We start from the raw sequence: 26,476 nt of genomic DNA, 5'->3' as shown, positions 1-26,476 counted from the left end.
TCTATTTTATAACAATAATATTGAAATCTGCTCATCTTGGTAGAAGGTTGCCTGTCAATCTAAGATTGCTTGATTTTCCGTTCAAGCGAGATGCGAAATCTAGCCTATCCGGCCGGCCGATAGGGGCCGGATACGAGGCGTTATCTGCGGGTCCGCAGGCCGTCCATCAGCAGGCCGATCAGGCGATGCGACCGCTCGCGCCATTCGGGCGATTCCGGCATGGAATAGATGCTCGACAGCGCGTGCAGGAGATCGGTCGTTTCGATGTCGCGGCGGATATATCCTCCATCGCCTGCAGTCTTCAAAAGGCTTTCCAGCGCGCCACGAATGAGGCCGGAGCCCTCGGAAAAAAGGGAGGAGTTGGAGGTCATGAGGATGCGCAGGCTGTTGGCCATGCCGCGCTTGGTGGCGATATAGCCGACGAAGCGCCGCATCCATTCCTCGAGCGCCATGTCCGGCGAATGGAGCCTGGCAAGCTCGGTGGCGGCGCTCGCCAGGCCTTCGAGCTCGCGGCGATAGACCACCTCGACGAGATGCTCACGGCTTGGAAAATGGCGGTAAAGCGTGCCGATGCCGACGCCGGCCTGCCGTGCTATATCTTCCAGCGAAGTTTCGACGCCCTTTTCCGCAAAGGCTGCGGCCGCCACCTCGACCAGCTTTTCGCGGTTGCGGCGGGCATCGGCGCGAAGCCTGGTCGATGCGGGCGATGTCGTCTTCGGCTCGGCCGAGGCCAAAATACTGCTCCAGGCAAATGGGGGCTTGACGAAAATCCGTAAGCCACTAGTTTAAACGGAGGCGCCTCCGATTATCCGGGGTGCCTTCCACTTCTTATTCCAGAGGGGGACGGATGTCATGCCGAAATGTGCCGGTGCTTGTCTCGCCGAACATCATCTAGGGCATCACAGCCAGTTGGCCAGTCCGCCCCGGGCTTTAAAGTTCTCATTATCGTGACAATGGCAGGAGCTTGATCCATGACACGAACCATCCATCTTTCGCTCGATATCAACGGGAGGCGGTACGACCTCGACGTCGAACCGCGCGTCACCCTGCTCGATGCCCTGCGCGAACATCTGGCGCTGACCGGTACCAAGAAGGGTTGCGACCAGGGCCAGTGCGGCGCCTGCACCTGTCATGTCGACGGCAGCCGTGTGCTTTCCTGTCTGACGCTCGCAGCCCAGGTCGAAGGCCGACAGATCACGACGATCGAGGGGATCGCCACTGAGAACGGCGAGCTGCACCCCGTCCAGGCGGCTTTCGTCGAGCATGATGCGTTCCAATGCGGCTATTGCACGCCGGGCCAGATCATGTCGGCAGTCGCCTGCATCCGTGAGGGCCATGCGGGATCCGACGAGGAAATCCGCGAATACATGTCCGGCAATCTCTGTCGGTGCGGAGCCTATAACAGCATCGTCGCGGCGGTGCGCGAAGCGGCGGAGATGGCGTGATGAGAGACTTTTCCTATCTCCGCGCCTCGTCTGCCGATGAAGCCCGGCAGGCGGCGCTCCAGGCCGGTTCAGTGCTGCTTGCCGGCGGCACGACGCTGCTCGATCTTGCAAAATGCGGCGTGATGGAGCCGGAAACAGTCATCGACATCACCCACCTTTCCGGGCTCGGCGGGATCACCGTCGATGCCGGCGGCGCCACCATCGGTGCACTTGCCAAGATGGGGGAGGTTGCCGATCACCCCGGCATCCGCGCCGCTTTCCCGGCGGTTTCGGAATCGCTGTCGCTGGCGGCCTCCGCCCAGCTCCGCAACATGGCGACGATCGGCGGCAACCTCATGCAGCGGACACGCTGTTCGTATTTCCGCGAGCCGGACGTGTTTCCGGCCTGCCACAAGCGCAATCCCGGCTCCGGCTGTTCGGCGCTCGGCGGCGTGACCCGCAACCATGCCGTTCTCGGCACCAGCGATGCCTGCATCGCCAGTTACCCTGGTGATCTCGCCGTGGCACTGGTTGCCTTCGACGCCATGGTCGATCTCGGGGGGCGGACGGCGTCGGTCGACGACTTTTTCCTGATGCCGGGCAATACGCCGGAGCGGGAAACCGTGCTGGAACGCGGCGAGATGATCACCGCGATCATCATTCCGGCCACGGCGGCGGCAAAGAATTCGACCTATCTCAAAGTCCGCGACCGTCAGTCCTATGAATTCGCCGCAGCGAGTGCCGCAGTCGGGCTGGAATTCGAAGCGGACGGCAAGACGGTGCGCGATATCCGCGTCGCTCTCGGCGGCGTCGCCACCAAGCCGTGGCGGGCTCGCAACGTCGAACAGGCGCTGGTCGGCAAGGTGCTCAGCCCCGAAACCGTCGAGGCGGCGAGCCGGCTCGCTGTGGAAGGTGCCGTTTCGCACGGCGCCAATCACTACAAGATCGAACTTGCGCCGCGCGTCGTCGCCCGCGCCATCCTGAAAGTTGGAGGTCTCGCATGACCATCATGGAACCCCGCAAACACGGCGATGCCTCCGACGGCACCGTCGGCGGCCGTCAAACACGCTTCGAAGGCAATCTGAAGGTCACCGGTGGCGCGACCTATGCGCTGGAATATCCGCTCGAAGACCTTGCCTACGCCATTCTCGTGCAGAGCACGATTCCGGCCGGTCGCGTCATTTCGGTCGATGCGGAAAAGGCGCTTGCGGCCCCAGGCGTACTGATGGTGCTGACGCCGGATGACGATATGGGTCTCCTGGTCGCCTCCGACTGGGGTGGCAATCGCCCGGAAAACCAGCCGTATTATCCGCTGCCGCGGCAGGTGCAGTACAATGGCCAGTCGATCGCCGCCGTCGTCGCGGAAAGCCGCGAACAGGCGGTCGAGGCGGCAAAGCTGATCTGCATCACCTATGAGAAGGCACCGCATGTCGCAAGCTTCGACGATGCGGCGGCCGGCGAAGGCAAGGTGATGGACAATCTCACCGCCGGATGGGGCGATGCCGAGGCCGCACTTGCGGCCGCGCCGGTTCAGATCGAAGGCGAATATTCGACGCCGCGTGAATATCACGTTGCCATGGAGCCGCATGGCCTGACCGTGAATTGGGATGGCGACCGGATCACCGTCTGGGAGCCGAGCCAGTGGTCGCATGGCATGGCGCGCAGCTATTCCGAATGGTTCGGCATTCCTTACGAAAACGTCCGTCTGGTCTCGCCGTTCATCGGCGGCGGGTTCGGCTCAAAGGGGGCGGCGCTCGCCCATGGCGCGGTGGCGGCTTTCGCTTCCAGAAAGCTCGGCCGGCCGGTCAAGCTTGCACTCACGAGACCGCAGAATTTCACGAACTATGGCGGTCGCGCCGCGACGCGCCAGCGGATCAAGATCGGCGCGACGGAAGACGGCATCCTGCAGGCGATCGTCCATCGCGGCGCCAGCGAGACCTCCACCTATGCGGACTGGCCCGAACAGACGGGTGCCGCGACGCCGATCCTCTACAAGATAGAGAATTTTTCGTCACAGCATCGGGTCGTGCCGGTCAACACGGTTACACCGGGTGCGTTGCGCGGCCCGGGCAAGAACCCCAGCGCGTTCGGCATCGAAAGTGCGATGGAGGAACTCGCCTACAAGCTCGGCATCGACCCGCTCGAACTGCGGCTGAAAAATTATGCCGACCACGACTACCAGTCGGGAAAACCCTGGTCGACCCGCCGGCTGCGCGAAGCGCTGACCGAAGGTGCCGAGGCCTTCGGCTGGTCGAGGCGCAGCCATGAACCGCGCTCCATGCGCGACGGCAAAACCCTGATCGGCTGGGGCATCGGCTGCGGCACGTTCCCGGTCCTTCAGGCACCGAGCGAGGCGATGATCCGCATCCTGCGCAATGGCCGTGTCGAGGTCGTCAGCGGTGCGATCGACATGGGGCAGGGGACCTATACGATCCTTGCCCAGACGGCAGCCGAAGTGTTCGGCATTCCCGTCGACCAGGTTGAGGTGCATCTTGGCGATTCCCGGTTGCCGGGTTCGGCGATCGCCGGCGGCTCGATGCTGGCGGGCTCGATCCTCGGCGCCGTGCACAAGGCGGCGACGGCGGCCCGCGACGAACTGATCGGACTGGCGCTCAACGACGAGAAGTCGCCGCTGCGCGATACCGGGGCCAATACGCTGACTTTCAACGGCGGCCGAATTGCCGCTCCCCGCGACCAGGGTCCGTCGCTCACGCTTTCGGAACTGATGGCGGCGCTCGGTCGCGACGAGATCGAAATCCTGAGGAATACGCTGCCGGACGGTGCTACCGCCCAGGAGCAACATCAGGCCTGGACGAGCATGGCCAAGATCCAGGGGCCGACCATGGGCGAATATTCCATGCACAGCTGGTGCGCCCATTTCGCCGAAGTGCGGGTGGATGAGGATTTTGGAACGGTGCGGGTGTCCCGCATCGTCTCGGCCTTCGATTGCGGCCGGCTCTACAATCCGCGGCTGGTGGAAAGCCAGTGGCGGGGCGGCATCATCATGGGCATCGGTCAGGCGCTCCTGGAAGAAGGTCTCGTCGACCAGCGCAACGGCCGCACCGTCAACAGCAACATGGGCGACTATCTCGTGCCGACCAATGCGGACGTGCCGCATATCGAGGTGATCTCGGTCGGCATTCCCGACTACGGCGCCTCGGCGCTGGGTGGCAAGGGCGTCGGCGAAGTCGGCATCGTCGGCGTTGCGCCGGCAATCGCCAACGCGGTCTTCCACGCGACCGGCAAACGCGTCCGCGACCTGCCGATCACGCTCGAAAAGCTGATCTGATCGATCCCGCGCATCCGGCGTCAGTCGGGTGCGCCTATCTTCGCTTCGGCATGTTCGATGCCCCGAGGCTGCCGGCAAAACGTTCAGCCAGACCTTCCTTCCGGAAATGCTCGACCACGAAGTCGATAAAAACGCGGGTCTTTGCCGGCAGCAGTGTCTTGCTGGCATAGTAGATCGAGATCGGCCCGATATCGGCATACCAGTCGGGCAGCAGGCGGACGAGCGTACCACTTTCCATATACGACAAGGCATCCGGCATCGCGATCATCGCAACGCCGAGGCCGAGACTTGCTGCGTGGGCAATGGCGGCCGGGTCGTTGAGCACCATCTTTTCCCTCAGTGCCACCGGCACTTCGTCGCCGCCGGCATTTCGCATCACCCATTGGCGGATACGGCCGGTATTGGAAGAACGCATATGGATGCCGTCGAGGTTCGAAAGGTTCGCCGGATGGGCCGGCATGGGCCTGTCCTTCATGTAGGCCGGTGAAGCGACCAGAACGATATGAGCCGGCGCCAGCACCCGGGTGACCGCGCCGGGCGTCAGCTCAAACCCGCCGCCGATCGCTGCGTCATATCCCTCGGCGATCAGATCGACCTGCAGATTTTCGAAGGACCAGTCCGGACGGATCAGCGGGTAGCGCGCCATGAACTCGGGCAGCAGCGGCAGGATATAGTCCGTTCCGAAATGCGGGCTCATGCTGACTTTCAGCACACCGGCCGGCTCCGCTCCATCCGAAGAGACCTCGGCTATCGCAGTCTGCAGCGCCTCAACGTGGTCGCGGATCTCCGACAGAAAACGTTCGCCCGCTTCCGTCAGCGTTAGCCTACGCGTGCTGCGCTGGAAGAGGCGGATGCCGAGGTTCCTCTCGAGCATCGCGACATTGCGGCTGACGGCCGCGGGCGTCAGTGCCAACCGCCTGGCTGCAGCCGAGAAACCGCCAAGTTCCGCGCTGCGCATGAAGGATTCGAGATTGGCGAGACTTTCCACGGCGGGTCATTCTCAACGGTTGCTTGAAGATGATTGGCATTATTACCGGCTAATCAAGCCAATCCAGAGGCGATATTCCTGTTATCGACACCACTGGAGTATCGCAATCATGACCATCGGTATCATCGGCGCCGGCAATATCGGCGCAGCCTTCGCCCGTTCTCTTGCAAGAAACGGCGTGCGCGCCACCATCGCCAACAGCCGCGGCCCGGCCTCGCTCGAAACACTGACGGCTGAGCTGTCACCCTGGATTTCCGCCGGCACGATCGAAGAGGCCGCAAGTGCGGACATGGTGCTGATCGCGGTTCCATGGACGAAGCTGCCGGCTGCCCTTGCCGGTCTGCCGGACTGGAACGGCCGGATCGTCATCGATGCGAACAATCCGATCGAGTCGCCGCTCTACAAACCGGCCGAACTCAACGGCCGTCTTTCCAGCGAGATCGTCGCCGACCTCGTGCCGGGCGCCTGGGTGGTGAAGGCCTTCAATCATCTGTTCGCGAAGCTGCTCGAGGCCGACCCTTCTTCCGAGGGCGGCAAGCGCGTGCTGTTCTATTCCGGCGACGATGCGGCGGCAAAGACGGAAGTCGCCGCCTTGACCGAGAAGCTCGGTTTCTTCGGCATTGATCTCGGGCCGCTTGCTGTCGGGGCCAAGCTGGCGCAGTTCCCGGGAGGCCCGCTGCCGGGACTGAACCTCGTCAATTTCGGCTGACTCAGTCGTCCGAATAACGCTCCTCGGACCAGGGGTCGCCGCGCATGTGATAGCCGTTCTTCTCCCAGAAGCCGGCCTGGTCCCGGTCGAGGAACTCGATGCGGTTGAGCCATTTGGCGCTCTTCCAGAAATAGAGGTGCGGCACCACCAGCCGCACCGGCCCGCCATGCTCCTCGGTGAGCGGCTTGCCTTCCCACTCGGTGACGATGATCGCGTCCGGCGAGGCGAAATCCGAGAGCAGCAGGTTGGTGGTATAGCCGTCATAGCTGGTCAGCATGACGGCAACCGCCTCCTCTTGCGGATCGACGAGATCGAGAAAGTCGTGTGTCGAAACGCCTTTCCAGTTGTTGTCGTAGCGCGACCAGGTGGTCACGCAATGGATGTCGGAGCGCATCTCTGTCTGCGGCAGAGCCTGGAAGGCCGCCCAGTCCAAGGTCCTGCGGTTGTTGACGAACCCGCGCACGTCGAGTTTCCAGCGCTCGGTCGAGACCTGCGGCTGCTGGCCGAGATCGAGGACCGGCCAGTTCTTGACCAGGTGCTGGCCCGGCGGCAGGCGGTCGGTTTCCGGCCTGGTGATCCGGCCTGTCAGGAACTTGCCTTGTTCCGCCCATTTCCGCTTGGTGATGGTGAGCTTCGAATCCTCGGGCTCAATCTCGTCGGCCATATCCGGTTCTCCTTGCGTCGCCCGATAATCTGATAAACAAGAAAGGCAATCAATTGCCTGTTCGGAAAATCCTGTTCTCGGAAGATCATGCCTGCCTTCAATCCGCTTATCGAAAAGCTCAGCCCTCCACCCGTTCCCTCCGTCGCCGCCTGGGGGCGTGCCTATGACGGGTCCAAAGGTCCGCTGATCGACCTCTCTCAGGCCGTGCCCGGCTATCCGGCCCATCCGGACATGCTGAAGCTGCTCGGCGAGACCGGCTCTTCAAAAGCCTTTACCGGCTACGGGCCGATCGAGGGCGAGGCGGAACTTCGGACCGCCTATGCGGCGCATGTCTCGGAGGTTTATGGCGCAGGCATCGGCCTCAGAAACATTCACATCACGTCCGGCTGCAACCAGGCTTTCGTCTGCGCGGCGATGACGGTGGCCGGTCCCGGCAATACGGTGCTGATGACCGAGCCCTTCTATTTCAACCACGAAACGACGCTGGCGATGATGGGCGTCAAGACCGCTTTCGTCGCCTGCGACGCGGCGAACGGTTTCCTGCCGGATCTCGTCGGGCTCGAAGCTGCGATCACCGGCGAGGTGCGGGCGCTGGCGCTCGTTTCACCCAACAATCCGACCGGAGCGATCTATCCGCCGTCGCTGCTCGAAACGATCTTCAGGCTCTGCCGGAACAAGGGCATCTGGCTGATCCTCGACGAGACCTATCGCGACTTTTTAGCCGTCGCCGACCAGACGCCGCATACGCTGTTCAGCCTCGACGGCTGGGAAGATACGCTGATCAGCCTCTACAGCTTTTCGAAATCCTTCTGCATCCCCGGCCACCGGCTCGGGGCGATCACCGCCGGTCCGGTCGCGGTCGAACAGATCGCCAAGATCATGGACAACCTGCAGATCTGCGCGCCGCGGGCGGCCCAGGCCGCCGTCGCCAAGGCGCTCCCGCTTCTCGCCGACTGGCGGGAGGAGAACCGCCAGGAGATCGGCCGCCGTGCCGATGCCTTGAAGGCGGTGATGCGCTCCGTCAACGACTGGAAGCTCGATGCGATCGGCGCCTATTTCGCCTTCGTGCGGCATCCCTTCCCGGGCAGGAGTTCAGCGGAAGTGGCGGAAAAACTCGCCAGGCAGGCGGGTGTGATCTGCATTCCCGGCGCCTATTTCGGCGAGAGCCAGCAGAATTATCTGCGCTTCGCCTTCGCCAATGCGGACGTGCCGACGATCGGACTGTTGCGAGAACGTTTGCAGAACTTTTCGCTATCGTGAGCCTGAGCCTCCGTATATAAGCGGGGCATGGTTCAAAGAGCAGGCAGCGCTGATCTCCCGCTTCACGGCGGCCGGGTTCCCCGGTGGCTCGGCGAGCGCATGACCAAGCTCGGTACCGTGATCACCGAGGCGATCGTCATCGAATACGGCCGCGACGAACTTCTGCGGCGGCTGGCGCATCCCTTCTGGTTCCAGTCCTTCGGTTGCGTCATGGGCATGGACTGGCATTCTTCCGGCATTACCACCAGCGTCCTCGGCGCACTCAAGCGCGGGCTGACCCCGATGGCCGGCGAACTCGGCATCCATGTCTGCGGTGGCCGCGGTCAGAGCTCCCGCAAGACGCCGGACGAGTTGATCGCCGTCGGCAACCGTGTCGGCATCGACGGCAGCGGCCTTGCGACGACCAGCCGGCTGGTCGCCAAGGTGGACAGCGCGGCGGTTCAGGACGGGTTCGATCTTTACCTGCACGGGTTCATCGTCACCGACGATGGCAAATGGGTGGTGGTGCAACAGGGCATGAACGGCGACAAGCGCCAGGCGCGGCGCTACCACTGGATTTCGGAGGGCTTGAAAAGCTTCGTCGATTCTCCGCATGCGGCGATCGAAGGCCGCGGGCAGGGCGAGATCGTCAATCTCGCCGACCACCGTGCCGAAGCCTCCCGAAAAGGTCAGCTCGATCTGCTCGCGACGCTCGGGCCGGACCGGATCGTCCGCGAGGTGATCGCCATCGAGCCGGCCCGAAAAACGAAGGAACTGGCGCAGCCGATGCTGCCGCATCTGATCATGCCGGCGCATCACGATGTCCGCGAGGAGGACGTCAACATGAGGCGGCTGCATGGCACGCTGGCGGCCGCTGCAGATCGAGGCCCGGAGGATTTCGAGAACCTGCTGTTGATGCCGGGCGTCGGCGCGCGGACGGTCAAGGCTTTGGCCATGGTCGCCGAGGTGGTGCATGGCGCGCCCTGCCGTTTTTCCGATCCGGCGCGTTTCTCGCTCGCTCATGGCGGCAAGGACCGGCATCCGTTTCCGGTGCCGCTGAAGGTTTATGACGAGACGATCAAGGTGATGAAGTCGGCGGTCGGCAAGGCCCGGCTTGGTCGCGAGGAAGAGTTGCAGGCGCTGAGGCGGCTCGATGACCAGGCCCGCCAGATGGAACGGTATGTGACAGGCCCGGACCTCAAGGAGATCGTCGCCGGCGAATTCCGCCAGTCGCACGAATGGGGCGGCCGCAGCGTCTTCGGCTGGGAGCCGCCGACGGAGGAGACCGCCAATTTTCCAGGATCAGCCGATTACTTGAAGGGATCGTAACCGGGCTTTTTGTAGACAAGCTCCGGCTGCCCCTGGATATCCGGCACGTAGACCTTGTCGGTCCAGGCGTCCCTCGGAAAGTCCTGGATTGCGACCGACACGGAACTCTCGGCGGAGCCGAGAGCGGTCATGACCGCCTTCGTCACCTCAGCCGTCAGCGCCTGCTTCTGCTCTTCGGAGCGGCCCTCGATCATTTTGACGATAACATGGGGCATATTGCGCTCCTCCGATGGGCAGTTTTCAAATCAACCGAAGCGAGCATAGCCCGTCTTGCTCCGGGAGATCAATTGGGAACTTCGCTCATGCCATCGGGGTTGTCGCGCGGCCTCTGCCAGTGGATGCGATGCGGCCGGCGAGATCGGCGATACGGTCCATTGCGGTTGCAACTGCATCGTCCGGGACCGTCAGCGAGATGCGCAGGAAGCCTGCGGCCTGGTCTCCGAAGGAGGTGCCGGGCATGACGGCGACCTTCTCCTCGCGCAGCAGTTCCCAGGCGAATTCCTCGCCGTTGAGGCCGGTGGCGGTCACGTCGAGCAGGACAAACATGCCCCCTTCCGGCGGCATCGGCTTGACGAGATTGCTGCCGGCAAAGGCCTTCTCGACGATCGTGGCGCGGCGGCGATAATTTTCCCGCATCACGTCGGCGGTGTCGAAATGCTGCGACAGCGCCATGGCGGTCATGTCGGAGATGAAGGGCTGCACGCCGAACAGCATGGTTTCGGACACCGGCAGCAGTCTTTCACAGAACTCTTCGGGGCCGGCGGCCCAGCCGCTGCGGAAGCCGGGGGCAGCGTGGGATTTCGAGATCGACGAGACCGCGATGGTACGTTCGGCCAGTGCCGGAATATCGAAGGGGGAGGCGAAGGGCGTGCCTTCGAAGATCAGTTGCTCATAGACCTCGTCCGACACGATCCAAAGATCATGCTTGCGGCAGACCTCCCCGATCGCGGCGATCTCGGCGGCGGTCAGCACCGCGCCGGTCGGGTTGTGCGGCGTGTTGAGGAGAAGCACGCGGGCCTCCGGCGTGATCGCCCGTTCGAGGTCCTCGGCCTGCAGGTGGAATTTCTTTTCCGGACGCAGCGGCACGGGGATCATGTGCGCGCCGGTGGACTGGATGACGCCTTCATAGGTGGCATAGAGCGGATCGCCGACGAGCACGCCGTCGCCGGCTTCGACGAGACCGGTCATGACGGCATAGAGAGCGGTCTGGGTGCCGGGGAAACAGAGAAAATTGCGCTCCGTGACACCTGGCCGGCGTTTCGAATATTTCTCGACCAGGGCCTTCAGCACCGGCGGTTCGCCGCGGCCGTTGGAATAACGGGTGCGGCCGGCATACATGGCGCGCGCCGCCTCATCGAGCAGGGCCTTGTCCGGCTTGACGTCCGGCTCGCCGATGGTGAGTTCGATGATGTCCTCGCCCGATGCCTGCATGCGGCGGGCGGTCAGGTGGAGTGCCCAGCGGCCGGAGCCGAGATGGGCGAGGCGGTCGGTGATCGAGGCATAACGCATCGGTGGTTCCTTTTCTTATCGTTGTTCGGCCGAAAGCTCGCCGGGCTGCAGGCGCAGCAGCGCTTCCACGGAGATCAGGGCATTTTCTGCGAGTTCGTGTTCCGCAAAGGTATCGGCCGCAAGCGTTCCCTCCAGCCAGAGGCCGTCGACGAGCGCGTTGACCCCGATCGCATAGGTGCGGCATTGGGCGGGGCTGAGAGCTCGCTTCTCCTCGACGAAGAAGGCGGACAGCAGCGTCTCCAGCGCCTCCAGGAATGAGAGGTAGTTTTCGCGGTGGATGGCGGCGAAGCTCTGGTCGATCTGGATATGGCTGATGAAGGCGGCCCAGAGCGACAGCGTGCGTGGGTCGGTCACCGGCGGCGTCACATTGGCGACGATGAAGCGGCGCAGGCGCGAGCGCGCCGTCTCGCCCTCGATCGCGGCAGCAACCGCCGCCTCGGTCATGCCGGCCATCACCTTGCGGTAGGCTGCCTGCAGCATCTGGTCCTTGCTGCTGAAATAGTGCCGGATCAGCCCGCCGGTGACGCCGGCGCGCATGGCGATCTGGCGGACCGTCGCGCCCTGGATGCCGAACTCGGCGATGCAATCGAGCGTCGCGGCAATCAGGTCCTCGCGCCGCTCGGCCTCGCTTGCCCTATGGTAGGTGCGGCGGTTCACGGGTCATCTCCTGAGGAACGGGCAGGCCGTTCTTGGCACGGCGTCACGGCTTATTATACGCTCGAATAATTCGCGCAAGAGAATTCCTCGAACTTCCGCCGCATCAGCATCGTTCGGGCGGCGAAAATTCATCGCAAAATGTAACTTCCTATCAGTTTTGAGGGGTGCGTATTAAGGGATCCTACACCTTAACCTTCACAATATGGAACCGATACACCTCCCAAAGGGCGGTGACCGCGGCGGATTGGGGGATCATAATGTCGTCGGCTGAAGAAAAACGCGAACTGCAAAAGCGTCTGGATTTTATCGGTCTGGACCAGGAGGCACGCTCGACGCTTCGTCGTCTCGCGCCGACCATCAATGCCGGCCTTTCGACGGCTCTCGGCGCGCTTTACAAGAAGATCCAGTCGACACCCGACACCGCCAAGTTCTTCACCAACCAGGCTCACGTCGAGGGTGCCAAGAAGCGCCAGATGAGCCATTGGAACGTTGTCGGCGAGGCCAAATACGACGAGCGTTACCTGGAAGCAGCTCGCGCCGCCGAGGCGCATGCCGGTCTCGACCCGCGCTGGCATATCGGCGGCCAGGCGCTGGTCGTGGAAAGCCTCATCCACAAGGTGATGGCCGAGAACTGGCCCTCCCGTTTCGGTCGCGGCAAATCCGAAAAGCTTGCCAAGGACGTTGCGACGCTGGTCAAGGCGGCGATGCTTGACCTTGACTATTCGATCTCCGCCTATCTGGAGATACAGGCAGAACAGCGCCGCCACGCCGAGGAGGCGAAGCTCGCCGCCGATGAGGAGCAGGAAGTTGCGCTCGAGGCTCTGGATGACGTGCTGAAGGGGCTTGCCGCGGGCGATCTGGAGAGCCGGCTTTCCACCGCTCTTCCTGAAAACTTCGTCAAGATGGCGGAAGGCTACAACGGCAGTGCCGAGAGGCTGCGCGGCACATTGGCGACCGTGCGCCATGCCGGCGAGGAAATCCTCGTCAGCACCAACGGTATCTCCCAGGCCTCGAAGGCTCTTGCCCGGCGGACGGAGGAACAGGCCCAGGGCCTGGAGGAGAGTTCCGCGACGCTGCACCAGCTCACCCACAGCGTTTCCGGCACCGCCGAAGGCGCCAGCAAGGCGGCCGGCGCAGTCGACGTGGCGCTTTCGGAGGCGCGTGCCTCGGGACCGGTCGTCAAACAGGCCGTCGCTGCCATGGGCGAGATCGAGCGCTCGTCCGACGAGATTTCAAAGATCATCGGCGTCATCGACGAGATCGCTTTCCAGACCAATCTTCTGGCGCTCAACGCGGGCGTCGAGGCGGCGCGTGCAGGCGAAGCCGGTCGCGGTTTCGCTGTCGTGGCGCAGGAAGTGCGGGCGCTGGCGCAGCGCTGCGCCGATGCCGCCAAGGAAATCAAGGATCTGATCTCCGACAGTTCACGGCAGGTACAGGCGGGTGTCGATCTCGTCAACAATGCCGGTGCGGCGCTCAGCCAGATCACCACGCGCATCGACGACATCAACACGATCGTCAGGACGATCGCGACCGAGGCGGCGCATCAGTCGATCGGCCTGCATGAGGTCAACGGGGCTCTGAGCCGGATGGATTCGCTCACCCAGGAAAATTCGGCCATGGTGCTGGAGACGTCGAAGCAGACGTCGGACCTGCGCGATGCTGTTGAACGATTGGTCACGGCGCTGCGCGGCTTCAAGACCCGCAGCGCGGAACGGCTCGCCCGCGACCGCCAGAAGCGGGAAGAGATGCCCGGCCGGCGCCTCGTCGCCTGATCAGCGCCTCCCGCCGGCCAGCCGGACGGCTTCCGGTCTACGGCGCAGGATCAGCATCGAGGCGGCGCCGAAGATCGGCCCGACCGCGAGCAGCACGAACGTCCAGCGCCAGCCGCCAAGCAGTGCGGCCAGATGCGGCATCAGCCAGATCATGAAGATGGTCAGCGCGAAACCCATGCCCATCTGCAGCGACAGCGCCGTGCCGATGTAATTGCGGTCGGCAAGCTCGGTGACGGCGGCGGAGAACTGCGCCGAATCTCCGATGATCGAAATCCCCCAAACGACTACCACCAGCGCCAGCAGCGAGAATGGCCCGTCGAAGACGAAGCCGATGGACAGGGCGCAGGCGCCGGAGACGATCATCAGGCCGGCGGTGGTGGCGGTGCGCCCAAAACGGTCCGAGAGCACGCCGCCGGCGAAACAGCCGAACACGCCTGAGGCGACCGCGATGAAGGTGAGCAGCGAGGCTTCGCTGCTGATGCCGGTTCCACCCTTGTCGAGGGCGGCGGTCAGATAGGCGAGCAGCCAGGCCCACATGGCATAAAGTTCCCACATGTGGCCGAGATAACCGCCGTTGACGAGCAGCAGGTTACGATCCTTCAGTACCCGGCCGATCTGGCGCGGGTCGAACAGCGCCTTTCCGAACGGATAGGGGCCTTCGCGGGTGAAGAGGAGGAAAACGACGGCACCGACCAGCGTCGCACAGCTCGATGAGAGGACGATATTGTGCCAGTCGACCGCCGACGACATGCCCCGAAAAAGATGTGGCAGCGACGAGCCGGCGGTGATCGCACCGATGACGCCGGCCAGCGCGAGGCCGCGGCCGGAAATGAACCAGGTGGAGACGAGTTTCAGCGCCGGCGGATAGACGCCGGCGAGCGCGAAGCCGGTGACCATGCGGCAGAGGATGGCGCCGGCCGGGCCGGGCTCCAGAGCCAGAGCGGCGTTGGAGAGCGCGGCAAGCAGGGCGGAGGCCGCCATCAGCCGGTTCATGCGGATGAGGTCCGGCAGGTTGAAGAGGCTTGCGGCCAGAGCGCCGATCACGAAGCCGATCTGAACGCCGTTGGTAAGCCAGGCAGCGGCATTTTCCGACAGCGACCAGGCGCGTTTCAGCTCCGGCGCGATCGCATTGGCGGAAAACCAGCAGGAGAAGGAGAGCACGACCGCGAAGCAGAGCAAAGCCAGCATGGACCAGCGGCCTGCGGCTGGTGTTTCCAAGGTCGTCGCGGTGCTCATCAATCTATCCCGTTACGCGGTATTTGGCGGCGATATGCCTGTCGGGCAGGCGCGGCATCCCGAACAGCTTTTCACGGAACGGCCCTTCGCGATAGCCGATCTTGTAGAGGCCGCGTTCCTGCAGGATCGGGATCACCAGTTCGATGATATCATCAAAACACTCCGGAACGATGGTGCGCGACAGGTTGAAGCCGTCGACGCCGGCCTGATCCATCCAGGCGACGAGGTTGTCGGCGATCTGTTCTGCGGAGCCGATCATCGGCGCCTGGCGGCTGCCGAGCACCATCTGTTCGAGCAGCTTGCGCTTGGTCCATTGCGGTCCGGCGGTGCGGGTCATCGCCTCGACGTTCGAGACGATCGCAGAACTCTTGCCGGTCTCGATCGGCTCGTCCAGATCGTATTTTGCAAAGTCGATGCCGAGCGAGCCGGCGGCATGCACGAGAGCACCTTCGGAGCTCGCATAGGCGCGATAGTCCTCGAACTTTTCGCGGGCTTCCTTTTCGGTTCGCGCGGTGACGATCGTGGCGCCGACGAAGACTTTGACGTCCTCCGCGTTGCGGCCATATTCGACGGCGCGAGCCCTGATGTCGTCGACGATGCCCTTGACGCCTTCGGTCTTCTGGCCGTTGACGAAGACGCACTCGGCGTGGGTGGCGGCGAACTGCCGGCCGCGGGTCGAGGAGCCTGCCTGGTAGAGAACCGGGGTACGCTGCGGCGAGGGTTCGCAGAGATGGATCGCCTCGATGCCGTATTGCTTGCCGCGGTGGTGGACCTTGTGGACCTTGGCCGGGTCAGCATAGACATGGTTTGCCCGGTCGAAGACCACGGCATCCTCCTCCCAGCTTCCTTCCCAGAGCCGGTACATGATCTCCATATACTCGTCGGCGAGGTCGTAGCGGTCGTCATGGGCGGCGACGCCCTCCAGCCCGATCGCCTTCGCGGCGCTGTCGAGGTAACCGGTGACGATGTTCCAGCCGATCCGGCCGCCCGTCAGGTGATCGAGCGTCGACATGCGGCGGGCGAAGACGAAAGGCGGTTCATGGGTCAGGTTGGCGGTAACGCCAAATGAGAGATGTTCGGTGACGGCTGCCATGGCCGGCACCAGCAGCAGCGGATCGTTGACCGGCACCTGTACCGCACCCCTCAGCGCCGCCGCATTGCTGCCGCCGAAGACGTCGTTGACGCCGAGAACATCGGCGAGGAATATGCCGTCGAACAGGCCCGCTTCCAGCCTTTTCGCGTAGTCCGTCCAGTATCGCAGCTGTGCATAGCGGTGCGACTGGTCGCGCGGATGTGCCCAGAGCCCCTGCTGGATATGGCCGACGCAGTTCATGTCGAAGGCGTTGAAACGGATTTCGCGAGTCACGATCTTCCCTCTGAATTCCCCATTGCCGATAAGGGCTGTCTCTTATAGGGTGCTATCGTCCACTATAGAAGACGATTGTTGAAAGGCAAGCCGCTTGCAACAGGCTGAAAATGACCCGGTCCAGGCGATCTCCACGCGGCTGAAGATCGAGCGGGAGGCGCGGGGCTGGTCACTCGCCGAGCTTGCCGAACGCTCGGGCGTCTCCAAGGCGATGATCAGCAAGATCGAGCGTAGCGAGGCGAGCCCGACGGCGACCGTGCTCGGCCGGCTCTCTGGCGCCTTCGGCCTGCCGCTTTCGGTACTGCTGGCGCTTGCCGAGCGGGCGCAGGAGCGCGTCGCGCTGCAGGCGGAACAGCCGGTCTGGACCGATCCGGAGACGGGCTATACCCGCCGCGCTGTCTCTCCGGCGAATTCCCCGTTGGAGCTTCTGGATGTTTCGCTGCCATCAGGCGTGCGCGTGCCCTATCCGGCATCCGCCTTCGCCTTCCAGCACCAGCAGATCTGGGTGCTTTCGGGCAGGCTCGATTTTCAGGAGGGGACGGTGATGCATCATCTCACCGAAGGCGATTGCCTTCTGCTCGGCCCGCCTGCCGATTGCGTCTTCTTCAATCCGGGCACGGAACCAGCGCGTTATGTGGTGGCGCTGACCCGGCGTTAGGCGCCGAGCCAGAATTTGATGATCAGGCCGATGGTGCCGACCGTTACCACTCCGGCCACCCAGAGGCCGACGAACCAGGCGAGCCGCCTGAAGGTTTCGCCGCCGGCCATCAGTGATAACCCTCTTCCGGATCAACCTTGCCGCGGAAGACCCAATAGGCATAGCTCGTATAGGCAAGGATCAGCGGCACCAGGATCAGCGCGCCGACCAGCAGGAAGCCGAGGCTTTCGTCGGGCGCCGCCGCATCCCAGATCGTCACGGATGTAGGCACGATATAAGGGTAGAAGCTGATGCCGATGCCTGCGTAACCCAGTATGAAAAGGCCGAGCGCCGCAAGGAATGGGCGGCTGTCGCGGTTGTTTTTCAGGCCCGTGAGCAGAAGCCAGAAACAGCCGAGAACCAGCAGGGGTACGATGACGCTGAAGATCGCGGTCGGCCAGGAGAACCAGCGGTTCAGATAGAGCGGCTCGAGGAACGGCGTCCAGAGGCTGAAGACGCCCATGGCGGCGAGCGTCGCGAGGGCGGCGATATAGGAGAGGCTGCGGGCCTTGTCGCGAAGGTCCCCCGTCGTTTTCATCACCAGCCAGGTCGAGCCGAGCAGTGCGTAGCCGATCACGACTGCAAGGCCGGTGGCGATCGAAAACGGGGTCAGCCAGTCCCACCAGCTGCCGGAATAGGCGCGGTTTGCAACCGGAATGCCCTGCACCAGCGCGCCGAGCGCGATCCCTTGAGCCAGTGCCGCCATGAACGAGCCGCCGGCAAAGGCCCAGTTCCAGAGATATTGCGCCCGGCCGGTGCGCCAGCGGTATTCGAAGGCGACGCCTCGAAAGATCAGCCCGAGCAGCATGGCGATGATAGGGGCATAGAGTGCCGGCAGGATCGTCGCATAGGCGAGCGGAAAAACCGCCATCAGCCCGCCGCCGCCAAGGACCAGCCAGGTCTCGTTGCCGTCCCAGACGGGGGCGACGCTGTTCATCATCACGTCGCGATGGCGCTTTTCCGGAAACAGCGGGAAGAGGATGCCGACGCCGAGATCGAACCCGTCGAGGATGACATAGGCAAGCACCGCAAAGGCGATGATGGCCGCCCAGATGAAGGGGAGGTCAATGACCATGTCGGCCTCCTGCAGGGAGCGTTGCGGTATGCGGGGCCGGCGTGATGCCAGCGGTTCGGATCGGGCCTTCGCCGAGATCGCCGCTCGGATCGCGCGGCAGGCGGGACATCAGCCGCAGGATATAGAAGGTGCCGGCGCCGAAGACGAGGAAATAGACGATGATGAAGGCGACCAGCGAGGAGCCCACGGCCGCTGCCGCGATCGGCGAGACGGAATTTGCGGTCAACAGGTGGCCGTAGACGGTATAGGGCTGGCGGCCGACCTCGGTGGTCACCCAGCCGGCGAGGACGGCGACGAAGCCGGCAGGCCCCATGACCATCGCGGCCCGGTGCAGCCATTCGGAGGTGTAGAGGCGGCCTCTCCATCGACAGTACAGGCTCCAGAGGCCGAGGCCCAGCATGGCAAAGCCGAGGCCGACCATGATGCGGAAGGACCAGAACACGATTGGCACCGGCGGCTGCAATTCGCGCGGCACGGTGTCGAGGCCCTTGAGCGGCGCATCGAGGCTGTGTTTCAGGATGAGGCTCGAAAGCTTCGGGATCTCGATTGCGTAGTCGATCCGTTGTTCGGCGTGGTTCGGCAGGCCGAAGAGGATCAGTGGCGCGCCGTCCGGATGGCTCTGGTAGTGGCCTTCCATCGCCATGACCTTGACCGGCTGGTGTTCCAGCGTGTTGAGGCCGTGCTGGTCGCCGGCAAAGATCTGGATCGGGGCGACAATCGTCAACATCCACATCGCCATCGAGAACATCGTGCCGGCGCGCAAGGGGGCGGTGCGGCGCAGGAGATGCAGGCCGCCGACGGCGCCGACCACCAGGGCGGTCGTCAGATAGGCGGCAAGCACCATGTGGACGAGGCGATAGGGGAAGGACGGGTTGAAGATGACCGCCCACCAGTCGGCCGGGATGAACTGGCCCTTGTCGTTCATCGCAAAACCCTGCGGCGTCTGCATCCAGGAGTTGGCGGAAAGGATCCAGGTCGCCGAGATCAAGGTGCCGACCGCGACCATCAGGGTCGCGAAGAAATGCAGGCCGGGGCCGACGCGATTGCGGCCGAACAGCATGATGCCGAGGAAGCCCGCCTCCAGGAAAAATGCCGAGAGCACTTCGTAACCCATCAGCGGGCCGATGACCGGGCCGACCTTGTCGGAGAACACGCTCCAGTTCGTGCCGAACTGATAGGACATGACGATACCGGAGACGACGCCCATGCCGAAGGCGAGCGCAAAAATCGTCTTCCAGAAGTCGAACAGCTCCAGGTAGACGACCTGTTTCTTCCACAGCCAAAGACCTTCCAGCACGGCGAGATAACTCGCCAGCCCGATCGAAAACGCGGGAAAAATGATGTGGAACGAGACCGTGAAGGCGAACTGCATGCGCGCCAGCAGCGTCGCGTCGAAGGTCTCGAACATGGCGTCATCCCTTTCCGGCGGGGCCAGAAGCCCATCCATCTCATCGGATGACAATCGGCGGAGGGCGTCAAGAGATCAATGCGCATCAATGCCGCGCGCCCGGATGCCGCGGCCCTGCGTTGAACCGCCGCAGTGAACGAAAAAGCGCTTCCCGGTGAGGGGAAGCGCCAAGTTGGGGAGGGTACTTATGACAATGTCGGCCGCGTGGAGGTCATGCGTCCGACCCGCGTTGAACCCATGATCATCAGTTTTGTTCCCCCTTCGCTTGTTTTGGCGCGGAACCTTCGGTGGCGGTCCCGGTTGGGCAAGCAGGTACGGAAAGGAGAAACGCACCATGAGCAAAGCCGTAGAAACCACCGATCACAAGGAAATCCGGCAATGGATCGAGGAACGCGGCGGCCATCCGGCCCGGGTGAAGGGCGCCAGGGAAGGCGGCATTCTGCGGGTCGATTTCGGGAAGCCGGAAGAATCCCTGGAGGAAATCGAATGGGACGACTTCTTCTCGATCTTCGATGAAAACAAGCTCGTCTTCCTTTTCCAGGAAGAAACGGAAGCCGGCAAAACCAGCCGGTTCAACAAATTCGTGTCCAGCACGAAACACTGAGGCCGCGGCCAGATCGCGGTCCCTGAGCCAAGGAGGACGGTCATGTCCACATCCAAACATTTCAAGACCCGCAAGCCCAGCGATGCCGATCTCAAGGAGGATCCCGGTATCGGCCAGTCGAAAGGGTTGAACCGATTCACCGGCGCCGACGAGATCGCCGGCGACAATACCGAGGAAGGTGATGTCGGCAACGACACGACCCGTTTCGGCGGCGTCGATCCCAACCAACGCGGCCGCTCGAACAAATGACCTCTCAAGGAGGATAGACCATGCAAGGCAACAAAACCCATCAGCAACAGCGCAACGTCATCGAAAAACGGGAAAATACCGCCAATGCGCCCAAGGATTTCGATCCCGGCCCCGACCTGCGACGCAGCGAAGCGGCCAAGGAGGCATTCCGTCGCGGCGATAACCTGGACATGCGGGCCGCGGAAGTTTCGCTCCATGACGACCCATCGATCATTCGCGGCCGCAACCAGGAAAGCGAGCACCACAAAGGCAAGCGCTCCTGACTCTTTTGGAGAGCACGGAACCCAAACCCCATCCTCGCGGTTGTCGGACGCCTGCCCGGTGATATGTTACGGTCGGGCTGGCAGAAGAACCAAGTGCGGTGGCAGATGTCACCGCACCATCCTGGGAGGATGACATGTTCGGTCTAAGCCCAACCTTTGTCGATCGAGAGGATGCCGGAAGGCAATTGGCGGAAGCCATGCAGGCGACGCTGCCGCCCGATCCGATCCTGATGGCGCTGCCGCGTGGCGGCGTGCCCGTGGCCTTCGAAGTCGCCCAGCGGCTCGGCCTGCCGCTCGATCTCCTCATCGTCCGCAAGATCGGCGCGCCCGGTCATCCCGAATACGGCATTGGCGCTGTCGTCGATGGGCGGGAGCCGCACGTGATCGTCGACGAGGACGCCGCTCGTCGTTTCCATGTGCCGCCAGGCTATCTCGCGGCCGAGCGCGAACATCAGCTTGCCGAAATCGAACGGCGCCACCGAATGTATTTCGGCGAGGACGAGCCGAGCGAGCATGATCACACGGGACGCGACGTCATTCTTGTCGATGACGGGATTGCGAACGGCGTTTCGATCCGCGCCGGCATCCATGCGCTGAAGGACATGGGTGTCGCATCGATCCGGATCGCGGTGCCGGTCGCGCCGCGTCAACTGCTGGAATCCCTGCAGGAAGAGGTGGACGACATCGTCTGCCTGTCGGCTCCGGACCGCCTGGAAGCGGTCAGCCTGCACTACGGCGACTTCAGGGAGACGACCGACCAGGACGTGGTGCGCCTTCTGAAGGAGGCTCACCGGCTCAGCCGCACCCTGAGCCATTGAGGATCAGAGCTCGACAGTGACCAGAAGCGGCAGATGATCGGAGGCCCGGCGGGAAAGCGGGGTCGATACGACCTGCGTCGCGACCGGCGTGATTTCGCTGGAGGCGAACACGTGGTCGATCCTCAAAAGCGGCAGACGCGATGGGAAGGTGGCTTTGGGCTTTCCCCCACTCAGAAGCGGTACGTCCGCCATCTGGCGTGCGACGGCCTTGTAGGTCGCGGTCACGGGAGTTGCGTTGAAATCGCCGATCAGGATCCTCGGCTTGCCCTGGCAATCCGGCGCCCCCATCCAAGACGGCCCGAGGATTTCGGCGATCTGGCGCATCCGGTCCCCGCCCAGCAGGCCGAGATGGGTATTGAAGACCTGCAGCTTGTGCTCGCCGACCTCTATTTCCACCCAGACGGCGCCGCGCTGCTCCCCATGCGAGGACAGGCCGGCACCCTTTACCATTCTTGCCGGCAGGGCCGTCAGGATCGCATCGCCGTAACGCTCTTCGGCAACGTTGAGTGCTGCGTGGAAATGGAATTCCATCTGCAGAAGAGAGGCGATCACATGCGCCTGGTCTATCCCGCCGGTGCGGCTGCGGCCGACGTCCAATTCCTGCAATCCGATGATATCCGGTTCCAGGGCCGCGATGACCTCGGCTACCCGGGCGGGGTCGAGCCGGCGATCGGTACCGATGCAGCTATGCACATTGTAACTCAGGATTTTCAGGCGATGCCTTGTCTTCGAAGGCTGAGCCGGGGCGGGGCCGGCCTTGGCTGGCGATGTCTGATCAGTCATGGAGCGGGGAACACCTTGGTCCCGGTTTCGTTCCCATTGTTATACAGCCGTTTACGAGAGGGACCATGATCGCCAGACGCCATCTGCTCAAGTTTCTGATCGGCGTTGCGATCTGCCTGGCGGCCTTCCTCGTCTATCGCAGCCTCGGTCGCTACACGGTCGACGAGATCGAGGAATCGGTCCGGTCGATCGCCGCTTTCCGGCTCGCGACCGCATTTTTCTTCGTCATCCTTTCCTATCTCTGCCTCGGCGGCTTCGATGCGCTTGCCGTGCGGTATGTGGGCAAGCCGCTTCTTTTGCGGCAGACTTCGCTCGCGTCCTTCACGGCGCTGTCGATCGGTCACAATGTCGGGCTTTCTGCGCTGAGCAGCGGCGCCGTGCGCTACAGGTTCTACACGCGCTGGGGTCTGACCGGCGAGGATATCGCCAAGGTCATCGTCTTCTGCGGAGTGACCGTCGGCCTCGGCCTTGGAACGCTGGCCGGGCTGGCGCTGCTGCTCCAGCCCGGCGACGCGGCGGACCTGCTGGGCCTCGACCGACCGGCACGGCTGGCGGCCGGGCTTCTCTGTCTGGCCGGCCCTGCCGCCTATCTGCTGATCTGCGCCTTCGTGCGCCGTCCTCTTGTTGTGCGCAGCTGGCGTTTCGAACCGCCGGCGATACAGCTTGCCCTCGGCCAGATCGTCATCGGCACGCTGAACTTCGCCTGCGTCACGGCTTCCATCCAGCAGCTTCTCGCAAGCTTCACCGATGCCGGGTACCTGGCTGTGGCCAGCGCCTATGTGACCGCCAACATAGCCGCGCTGCTCAGCCATGTGCCGGGCGGGCTCGGCGTGCTGGAGGCGACCATGATCGGGATCCTGCCGACATCCGCGTCGATCGGCGCGCTGATCGCCTTTCGCGTGCTCTATTTTTTCGTGCCGCTCACGATCGGCGTGCCGACCTTTCTCGTCACCGAGGCTTATTATCGTCATCGGGGCGGCAAGTTCCTAGAGCAGACGGTGATGTGACAGGCGGGCGAAAAGCCGCTTGAGACCGGCCTTGATTTCCGGAATCGGCCAGAAAGGCTGTTTCGGGTCGATGATCCCCGTGCCGACCAGAGATTCCGTCTCGCCTTTGTCCGTATCGACGTCATAGCTCCGCAGGCCGCGCGGCTTGACGTTCAGCCGGTCGACAGCCGCCAGAACGGAGCCGGTTTCCGCGATGATCCGCGCAACTTCCGCCGGTTGGGCGTCGAGATGTTCGGCGATCAGCTCGTTGCGGAGCGCGGCGATCGCCTGCCTGCCGGTTGGGTCCGAGGTTTCGATCGCAAGGTCCGCCTCGGTGTCCAGCCCTTCGGAGCGGTTGTTGAGATTGGAAGAGCCGACCCGCACGAACTGGTCGTCGACGATGATCAGCTTGGAATGAACGATGATCTCCTGCTCGCCACCATTGCCGTCGGAAACCGCAGCAAAGAAAACCCGCAGGCGTCCATAACGATCTGCGCGCTTGAGGCGACGGATCAGCCGGTTGCGGTTGTGGCCCATCATCAGCTTTTCCAGGAAGCCATGGGATTCGCGCGTGACAATCACGAGGATTTCCGGGCCGTCGGCTTTCCTCAACCGCCTGGCGAGAGTTCGCGCCACGCCGAAGGAGGCGAGATACTGCGTCTCGATATAGAGATGGCGTCTGGCCGCCTTCAGCGCGTCGTGGGTCAGCCGGATCGCCTCGCGGTGGCCGCGATGGCCCTTCCATTTCCACGCCTCGGTGAGCGCCAGGCCGGTGTTGCAGTCGGTCAGCGCCGGTTCCAGATCTGCCGGCCAGGGATTTATGCCCGGCACATCGAGCGGTGAAAGGACCTGGCGTGTCGCCTTTTTCCACCGGCGGCGTGCGACGTCGCCGATCAGCTTTGCCGTATCGCCGGTCACGATCGTCTGTATGTCGTGGACGGGGCCGTAGGTGGTTCCGTCGGGCGCCCGGCGCAGCGGGTTGTCGATCGCGTGGCTCCGGTCGTCCCAGCGGCGGGCGGTCAAGTCGATGCCACCGAGGAAGGCGGTCCGGTCGTCGATCGCGACGATCTTCTGATGATGGCTGGCGCGCAGCGGATGGTCGAAATCGAAATGCAGGGAGATGCGCGGATGGTCTTTCCAATCCATCTTGCCGAACATCTTGAGGCTCTTGCCGGAATAAACAGGCCCCATGCCCCAGACCAGGATGCGGATTTCAAGCGAGGGCTTCTCCTCGACCATCTTGCGCAGCAGAGCACCGAGTGTTTCGCCGTCGGGGTCGCGCGGACGAAGGACGATGTCCGGATCGAAATCCCAGCCGATGATGAAGATCGAACGTTCCGCCAGCCTCAAGACCTGATCGAGTCGGCGAAAATAGTCGTCGCCATCGATCAAGAAGGCGAGCTTTTCCGCCTTCGCTCTGCGCCAGACGTTCCGGCCGGGCCGGATGATGGGTTCGAATGAGAATCCTGTATCCCGCGTCAGGATCGATTGCGTCGCTACATCCACCTGGCCACCTCATCATGGAATGGCAGATGAACGCGCGGATTTTGTCCTTTGTTCCAAGGCTGTATTCCCGCACATAGCCGGATGGATTGGCTGGATAGAGTGGAAGGTGAGGGCGTTACTCGATAACCGTTTGCTGAGCCGGGTTGGGCGCAATGAAATTGCTGTTGCCATCTCTGAAGGCTTCCATTGCAACAATGAGCCCGAGAAGGATGAGAGCTGCCGCACCCATCAGCTTCCACAGCCCGCCGGTCGTGGGTTTCTGTCGACTTTCGTCATGCGCTTGCCTGTGCTCTGCACGTGGATGGCCATGGATGTTCATGATCGATCTACCGGCGCTTTCGCGCCGGTACCTCTTCAAATGGATGCCGGATTGCCGGGCGGCATATAGACTGGCGGATTGGGATTTTCGTCGGGATTGGGCAACGGCGTCTCATCCGGCAGCCGATCCGGTTCCGGTTCGTCGATCGGTGGGTCCGGCTTCCAGATGGGCGCCGGCATGGGCGGGCGTTCACTTGGTTCGCGAGGATCGGGTATCATGGAAAACTCCCTGTTACTCATCTCACAACCGCCCGGCATGGCGATTGTTCCTCGCAAATTGACCCTAAGGGTTCGTGGAGCCGGTGCTGGTCGGGTCTGTTCCCGGAGCCGGCGCTGGCGTCTGCGCCCTATCGCTGGTCGCAGGAGGTGCCGGAGCCTGCGCCGTATCATCCGACCCGCCGGTGAAATAGTAACCAACGGCCATCAGGAGGAGTACTATGGTAATCCCTCCGATGATGGAATTTGCCCTCATCTCGCGTGACATGATCTTCGCCTTTATGGCTCGTGAATTTACTACTGGACAATTCACAAAGGGCGGCAATGTTCCAGGCATCGAGGTGAAAAGGAACTTCGCATGCTTTCAGGGGTTGAATCCGGCTGTCCTGCGTTCCCAAAAGCAATCGATCTGGGCGACCAATTTGCGAGGAGAAGCGAATGACCCATGCCCGAGACAATTTCCTCGCGTGGCTGCGTGCCGCTCACGCCATGGAGGAACAGGCGATCACGACGCTTACCGCGCAATCCCGGCGGATCGAAAGTTATCCCGACCTCAAGGCCCGTATCGTACAGCACCTGCACGAGACCGAGGAACACGCCCAAGCGCTGAAGACGCTCCTCGATCATTTTTCGGCAACCGGCAGCGCTTTGGCGCTCAAGGACATGGCGGCCAAACTGGCGGCCAAGGCGCAGGGCGTCAGCGGCATGTTGACCAGTGACGAGGTCGTCAAGGGAGCGATGGCAAGCTATGCCTTCGAGCACATGGAAATCGCCAGTTACCGGGTCCTGATTGCGGCGGCCGACGAGCTGGATGAAATGGAGGCGAAGACGGTTTTCGAACGCATCCTTGGCGAGGAGATCGCCATGGCCAACTGGCTGGAAGCCAATCTCGACGCCATCACCCGCATATTCCTGATGCGTGACGAACGTGACCTGATGGCAAAGAGATAAGTGGCGAGCGCTAAGGAGGGCGGCCAGCCGCTGCGATGGCGGCTGGCACGGGACGTCAGGTCCTCAAGGGTGCATTCGGATCCAGATGGATCTGCAGATCTCGTGGATCGCGTACGCCCTGTTGATAAAGCTGAATGATCTGCGCTGCGAGATTGTTTGCGGCGAGGCTGCCGCCGGCAAGTCCACGCTCTGCGCAGATCTCGTCGAACAAGCGTTGGAGAAATGCCAGTTCCGTCGGTTCGAAAGTGTTGGTCAGGACTGCTGCATTCATCTTTTCAGCCTCCCCAAATGGTGGCGAAAGCGCTTCCTGTCTTCCAGTCGCCGGTACGCTCTTGTCTTCAGCCGACGATAGCCAAAGACTACTACTTCTCTTCCACTTTGCAAGGAGGAAAGCCGGGTGGGCGCAGCAGCGGATTGCTC

General features: G+C 63.0%; 29 protein-coding genes. 14 read left to right on the top strand and 15 right to left on the bottom strand.

Annotated elements, in window-relative coordinates; genetic code table 11:
- Positions 1 to 140: 140 nt before the first annotated feature.
- On the bottom strand, positions 141 to 734 hold the full coding sequence (locus C5J22_RS20065; protein ID WP_105428418.1) for a TetR/AcrR family transcriptional regulator: 594 nt from the start codon (positions 732 to 734) through the stop codon (positions 141 to 143).
- Positions 735 to 971: 237 nt separating this feature from the next.
- Here C5J22_RS20065 and C5J22_RS20060 point away from each other — a divergent pair, with 237 nt between their 5' ends.
- The 3 genes from C5J22_RS20060 to C5J22_RS20050 are packed head-to-tail and all read left to right on the top strand — an operon-like array spanning position 972 to position 4,713.
- The gene (locus C5J22_RS20060; RefSeq protein WP_046634260.1) at positions 972 to 1,445 is read left to right on the top strand and encodes a (2Fe-2S)-binding protein; all 474 of its coding nucleotides are present in this window, start codon (positions 972 to 974) and stop codon (positions 1,443 to 1,445) included.
- Entirely contained in the window at positions 1,445 to 2,428 is a 984-nt protein-coding gene (locus C5J22_RS20055; protein ID WP_105439651.1) for a xanthine dehydrogenase family protein subunit M, read from the top strand. The genes C5J22_RS20060 and C5J22_RS20055 overlap by 1 nt, the downstream gene beginning before the upstream one ends.
- Positions 2,425 to 4,713, top strand: a complete 2,289-nt coding sequence (locus tag C5J22_RS20050; protein ID WP_105439650.1) for a xanthine dehydrogenase family protein molybdopterin-binding subunit — start codon at positions 2,425 to 2,427, stop codon at positions 4,711 to 4,713. The genes C5J22_RS20055 and C5J22_RS20050 overlap by 4 nt, the downstream gene beginning before the upstream one ends.
- Before the next feature lie 34 nt (positions 4,714 to 4,747).
- Here the strand turns inward: C5J22_RS20050 and C5J22_RS20045 are convergent, their stop codons facing one another.
- Positions 4,748 to 5,701, bottom strand: coding sequence for a LysR family transcriptional regulator (locus C5J22_RS20045; protein WP_105439649.1), 954 nt, complete (start codon positions 5,699 to 5,701; stop codon positions 4,748 to 4,750).
- Between the two features lie 109 nt (positions 5,702 to 5,810).
- On the opposite strand from C5J22_RS20045, the gene C5J22_RS20040 reads away from it, so the two are divergent.
- Positions 5,811 to 6,410, top strand: coding sequence for an NADPH-dependent F420 reductase (locus tag C5J22_RS20040; protein ID WP_105439648.1), 600 nt, complete (start codon positions 5,811 to 5,813; stop codon positions 6,408 to 6,410).
- 1 nt (position 6,411) lies between these two features.
- On the opposite strand, the gene C5J22_RS20035 is transcribed toward C5J22_RS20040, so the two are convergent.
- Positions 6,412 to 7,074, bottom strand: coding sequence for a sulfite oxidase-like oxidoreductase (locus C5J22_RS20035; protein WP_105403052.1), 663 nt, complete (start codon positions 7,072 to 7,074; stop codon positions 6,412 to 6,414).
- An 87-nt stretch (positions 7,075 to 7,161) separates the two neighbouring features.
- Here C5J22_RS20035 and C5J22_RS20030 point away from each other — a divergent pair, with 87 nt between their 5' ends.
- Both C5J22_RS20030 and C5J22_RS20025 read left to right on the top strand, forming a co-directional pair.
- Positions 7,162 to 8,334, top strand: a complete 1,173-nt coding sequence (locus C5J22_RS20030; protein WP_105439647.1) for an aminotransferase — start codon at positions 7,162 to 7,164, stop codon at positions 8,332 to 8,334.
- A gap of 27 nt (positions 8,335 to 8,361) precedes the next feature.
- Complete coding sequence (locus C5J22_RS20025; protein WP_105439646.1) at positions 8,362 to 9,642, top strand: DUF763 domain-containing protein; 1,281 nt, start codon at positions 8,362 to 8,364, stop codon at positions 9,640 to 9,642.
- Here C5J22_RS20025 and C5J22_RS20020 read toward each other — a convergent pair.
- The 3 genes from C5J22_RS20020 to C5J22_RS20010 all read right to left on the bottom strand — a co-directional run bounded on the left by C5J22_RS20020 (position 9,624) and on the right by C5J22_RS20010 (position 11,808).
- Entirely contained in the window at positions 9,624 to 9,857 is a 234-nt protein-coding gene (locus C5J22_RS20020; protein ID WP_038590168.1) for a tautomerase family protein, read from the bottom strand. The two genes, C5J22_RS20025 and C5J22_RS20020, sit on opposite strands and share 19 nt — an antisense overlap.
- 85 nt (positions 9,858 to 9,942) lie before the next feature.
- Positions 9,943 to 11,151 carry a pyridoxal phosphate-dependent aminotransferase gene (locus C5J22_RS20015; protein WP_105439645.1) on the bottom strand — a complete coding sequence of 403 codons (1,209 nt, stop codon included), beginning with the start codon at positions 11,149 to 11,151 and terminating at the stop codon, positions 9,943 to 9,945.
- Positions 11,152 to 11,166: 15 nt separating this feature from the next.
- Positions 11,167 to 11,808, bottom strand: a complete 642-nt coding sequence (locus C5J22_RS20010; RefSeq protein ID WP_038545783.1) for a TetR family transcriptional regulator C-terminal domain-containing protein — start codon at positions 11,806 to 11,808, stop codon at positions 11,167 to 11,169.
- Between the two features lie 257 nt (positions 11,809 to 12,065).
- On the opposite strand from C5J22_RS20010, the gene C5J22_RS20005 reads away from it, so the two are divergent.
- Positions 12,066 to 13,580 carry a globin-coupled sensor protein gene (locus tag C5J22_RS20005; RefSeq protein ID WP_105439644.1) on the top strand — a complete coding sequence of 505 codons (1,515 nt, stop codon included), beginning with the start codon at positions 12,066 to 12,068 and terminating at the stop codon, positions 13,578 to 13,580.
- Here the strand turns inward: C5J22_RS20005 and C5J22_RS20000 are convergent, their stop codons facing one another.
- Positions 13,581 to 14,816 (bottom strand): nitrate/nitrite transporter, encoded by a 1,236-nt coding sequence (locus C5J22_RS20000; RefSeq protein WP_105439643.1) that lies wholly within the window; start codon positions 14,814 to 14,816, stop codon positions 13,581 to 13,583.
- 4 nt (positions 14,817 to 14,820) lie between these two features.
- Positions 14,821 to 16,182 (bottom strand): LLM class flavin-dependent oxidoreductase, encoded by a 1,362-nt coding sequence (locus C5J22_RS19995; protein WP_105439642.1) that lies wholly within the window; start codon positions 16,180 to 16,182, stop codon positions 14,821 to 14,823.
- A gap of 94 nt (positions 16,183 to 16,276) precedes the next feature.
- On the opposite strand from C5J22_RS19995, the gene C5J22_RS19990 reads away from it, so the two are divergent.
- The gene (locus C5J22_RS19990) at positions 16,277 to 16,840 is read left to right on the top strand and encodes an XRE family transcriptional regulator (RefSeq protein WP_105439641.1); all 564 of its coding nucleotides are present in this window, start codon (positions 16,277 to 16,279) and stop codon (positions 16,838 to 16,840) included.
- Between the two features lie 109 nt (positions 16,841 to 16,949).
- Here C5J22_RS19990 and cydB read toward each other — a convergent pair whose 3' ends face one another.
- Entirely contained in the window at positions 16,950 to 17,954 is a 1,005-nt protein-coding gene (cydB, locus tag C5J22_RS19985; RefSeq protein WP_105439640.1) for a cytochrome d ubiquinol oxidase subunit II, read from the bottom strand.
- The gene (locus tag C5J22_RS19980; protein WP_105439639.1) at positions 17,944 to 19,362 is read right to left on the bottom strand and encodes a cytochrome ubiquinol oxidase subunit I; all 1,419 of its coding nucleotides are present in this window, start codon (positions 19,360 to 19,362) and stop codon (positions 17,944 to 17,946) included. Before C5J22_RS19980 ends, cydB begins: the two co-directional genes overlap by 11 nt.
- 334 nt (positions 19,363 to 19,696) lie before the next feature.
- On the opposite strand from C5J22_RS19980, the gene C5J22_RS19975 reads away from it, so the two are divergent.
- The 4 genes from C5J22_RS19975 to C5J22_RS19960 all read left to right on the top strand — a co-directional run bounded on the left by C5J22_RS19975 (position 19,697) and on the right by C5J22_RS19960 (position 21,296).
- Entirely contained in the window at positions 19,697 to 19,966 is a 270-nt protein-coding gene (locus C5J22_RS19975; RefSeq protein ID WP_046634288.1) for a hypothetical protein, read from the top strand.
- A gap of 42 nt (positions 19,967 to 20,008) precedes the next feature.
- Positions 20,009 to 20,215, top strand: coding sequence for a hypothetical protein (locus C5J22_RS19970; protein WP_105403040.1), 207 nt, complete (start codon positions 20,009 to 20,011; stop codon positions 20,213 to 20,215).
- A 20-nt stretch (positions 20,216 to 20,235) separates the two neighbouring features.
- The gene (locus tag C5J22_RS19965; RefSeq protein ID WP_105403039.1) at positions 20,236 to 20,478 is read left to right on the top strand and encodes a hypothetical protein; all 243 of its coding nucleotides are present in this window, start codon (positions 20,236 to 20,238) and stop codon (positions 20,476 to 20,478) included.
- A gap of 134 nt (positions 20,479 to 20,612) precedes the next feature.
- Complete coding sequence (locus C5J22_RS19960; RefSeq protein WP_105403038.1) at positions 20,613 to 21,296, top strand: phosphoribosyltransferase; 684 nt, start codon at positions 20,613 to 20,615, stop codon at positions 21,294 to 21,296.
- A 3-nt stretch (positions 21,297 to 21,299) separates the two neighbouring features.
- On the opposite strand, the gene C5J22_RS19955 is transcribed toward C5J22_RS19960, so the two are convergent.
- Positions 21,300 to 22,079, bottom strand: coding sequence for an endonuclease/exonuclease/phosphatase family protein (locus tag C5J22_RS19955; protein WP_105439638.1), 780 nt, complete (start codon positions 22,077 to 22,079; stop codon positions 21,300 to 21,302).
- Positions 22,080 to 22,144: 65 nt separating this feature from the next.
- On the opposite strand from C5J22_RS19955, the gene C5J22_RS19950 reads away from it, so the two are divergent.
- On the top strand, positions 22,145 to 23,086 hold the full coding sequence (locus C5J22_RS19950; protein ID WP_105439637.1) for a lysylphosphatidylglycerol synthase domain-containing protein: 942 nt from the start codon (positions 22,145 to 22,147) through the stop codon (positions 23,084 to 23,086).
- Here C5J22_RS19950 and C5J22_RS19945 read toward each other — a convergent pair.
- The 3 genes from C5J22_RS19945 to C5J22_RS19935 form a co-directional block, all read right to left on the bottom strand.
- Positions 23,066 to 24,571 carry a phospholipase D-like domain-containing protein gene (locus C5J22_RS19945; RefSeq protein WP_105439636.1) on the bottom strand — a complete coding sequence of 502 codons (1,506 nt, stop codon included), beginning with the start codon at positions 24,569 to 24,571 and terminating at the stop codon, positions 23,066 to 23,068. The genes C5J22_RS19950 and C5J22_RS19945 overlap by 21 nt on opposite strands.
- Positions 24,572 to 24,686: 115 nt before the next feature.
- Positions 24,687 to 24,890 (bottom strand): hypothetical protein, encoded by a 204-nt coding sequence (locus tag C5J22_RS19940; protein WP_105439635.1) that lies wholly within the window; start codon positions 24,888 to 24,890, stop codon positions 24,687 to 24,689.
- A 35-nt stretch (positions 24,891 to 24,925) separates the two neighbouring features.
- Positions 24,926 to 25,108, bottom strand: coding sequence for a hypothetical protein (locus C5J22_RS19935; protein ID WP_371412648.1), 183 nt, complete (start codon positions 25,106 to 25,108; stop codon positions 24,926 to 24,928).
- A gap of 435 nt (positions 25,109 to 25,543) precedes the next feature.
- On the opposite strand from C5J22_RS19935, the gene C5J22_RS19930 reads away from it, so the two are divergent.
- The gene (locus tag C5J22_RS19930; protein ID WP_105439634.1) at positions 25,544 to 26,056 is read left to right on the top strand and encodes a ferritin-like domain-containing protein; all 513 of its coding nucleotides are present in this window, start codon (positions 25,544 to 25,546) and stop codon (positions 26,054 to 26,056) included.
- A gap of 55 nt (positions 26,057 to 26,111) precedes the next feature.
- On the opposite strand, the gene C5J22_RS19925 is transcribed toward C5J22_RS19930, so the two are convergent.
- Positions 26,112 to 26,327, bottom strand: coding sequence for a hypothetical protein (locus C5J22_RS19925; RefSeq protein ID WP_105439633.1), 216 nt, complete (start codon positions 26,325 to 26,327; stop codon positions 26,112 to 26,114).
- Between the last annotated feature and the right edge of the window lie 149 nt (positions 26,328 to 26,476).

Origin of the sequence: Neorhizobium sp. T25_13, assembly GCF_002968675.1 — a bacterium.
Classification (GTDB): domain Bacteria; phylum Pseudomonadota; class Alphaproteobacteria; order Rhizobiales; family Rhizobiaceae; genus Neorhizobium; species Neorhizobium tomejilense.
This window is presented reverse-complemented; position numbering and strand designations above follow the sequence as displayed.

What these genes read in the sequence shown, in the direction of transcription:
- C5J22_RS20060 (WP_046634260.1), top strand. Translation starts at nt 972, where the DNA reads ATGACACGAACCATCCATCTTTCGCTCGATATCAACGGGAGGCGGTAC.
- C5J22_RS20055 (WP_105439651.1), top strand. Translation starts at nt 1,445, where the DNA reads ATGAGAGACTTTTCCTATCTCCGCGCCTCGTCTGCCGATGAAGCCCGG.
- C5J22_RS20050 (WP_105439650.1), top strand. Translation starts at nt 2,425, where the DNA reads ATGACCATCATGGAACCCCGCAAACACGGCGATGCCTCCGACGGCACC.
- C5J22_RS20040 (WP_105439648.1), top strand. Translation starts at nt 5,811, where the DNA reads ATGACCATCGGTATCATCGGCGCCGGCAATATCGGCGCAGCCTTCGCC.
- C5J22_RS20035 (WP_105403052.1), bottom strand. Translation starts at nt 7,074, where the DNA reads ATGGCCGACGAGATTGAGCCCGAGGATTCGAAGCTCACCATCACCAAG.
- C5J22_RS20030 (WP_105439647.1), top strand. Translation starts at nt 7,162, where the DNA reads ATGCCTGCCTTCAATCCGCTTATCGAAAAGCTCAGCCCTCCACCCGTT.
- C5J22_RS20025 (WP_105439646.1), top strand. Translation starts at nt 8,362, where the DNA reads ATGGTTCAAAGAGCAGGCAGCGCTGATCTCCCGCTTCACGGCGGCCGG.
- C5J22_RS20020 (WP_038590168.1), bottom strand. Translation starts at nt 9,857, where the DNA reads ATGCCCCATGTTATCGTCAAAATGATCGAGGGCCGCTCCGAAGAGCAG.
- C5J22_RS20015 (WP_105439645.1), bottom strand. Translation starts at nt 11,151, where the DNA reads ATGCGTTATGCCTCGATCACCGACCGCCTCGCCCATCTCGGCTCCGGC.
- C5J22_RS20005 (WP_105439644.1), top strand. Translation starts at nt 12,066, where the DNA reads ATGTCGTCGGCTGAAGAAAAACGCGAACTGCAAAAGCGTCTGGATTTT.
- C5J22_RS20000 (WP_105439643.1), bottom strand. Translation starts at nt 14,816, where the DNA reads ATGAGCACCGCGACGACCTTGGAAACACCAGCCGCAGGCCGCTGGTCC.
- cydB (WP_105439640.1), bottom strand. Translation starts at nt 17,954, where the DNA reads ATGGTCATTGACCTCCCCTTCATCTGGGCGGCCATCATCGCCTTTGCG.
- C5J22_RS19980 (WP_105439639.1), bottom strand. Translation starts at nt 19,362, where the DNA reads ATGTTCGAGACCTTCGACGCGACGCTGCTGGCGCGCATGCAGTTCGCC.
- C5J22_RS19975 (WP_046634288.1), top strand. Translation starts at nt 19,697, where the DNA reads ATGAGCAAAGCCGTAGAAACCACCGATCACAAGGAAATCCGGCAATGG.
- C5J22_RS19970 (WP_105403040.1), top strand. Translation starts at nt 20,009, where the DNA reads ATGTCCACATCCAAACATTTCAAGACCCGCAAGCCCAGCGATGCCGAT.
- C5J22_RS19965 (WP_105403039.1), top strand. Translation starts at nt 20,236, where the DNA reads ATGCAAGGCAACAAAACCCATCAGCAACAGCGCAACGTCATCGAAAAA.
- C5J22_RS19960 (WP_105403038.1), top strand. Translation starts at nt 20,613, where the DNA reads ATGTTCGGTCTAAGCCCAACCTTTGTCGATCGAGAGGATGCCGGAAGG.
- C5J22_RS19955 (WP_105439638.1), bottom strand. Translation starts at nt 22,079, where the DNA reads ATGACTGATCAGACATCGCCAGCCAAGGCCGGCCCCGCCCCGGCTCAG.
- C5J22_RS19950 (WP_105439637.1), top strand. Translation starts at nt 22,145, where the DNA reads ATGATCGCCAGACGCCATCTGCTCAAGTTTCTGATCGGCGTTGCGATC.
- C5J22_RS19940 (WP_105439635.1), bottom strand. Translation starts at nt 24,890, where the DNA reads ATGAACATCCATGGCCATCCACGTGCAGAGCACAGGCAAGCGCATGAC.
- C5J22_RS19935 (WP_371412648.1), bottom strand. Translation starts at nt 25,108, where the DNA reads ATGATACCCGATCCTCGCGAACCAAGTGAACGCCCGCCCATGCCGGCG.
- C5J22_RS19930 (WP_105439634.1), top strand. Translation starts at nt 25,544, where the DNA reads ATGACCCATGCCCGAGACAATTTCCTCGCGTGGCTGCGTGCCGCTCAC.
- C5J22_RS19925 (WP_105439633.1), bottom strand. Translation starts at nt 26,327, where the DNA reads ATGAATGCAGCAGTCCTGACCAACACTTTCGAACCGACGGAACTGGCA.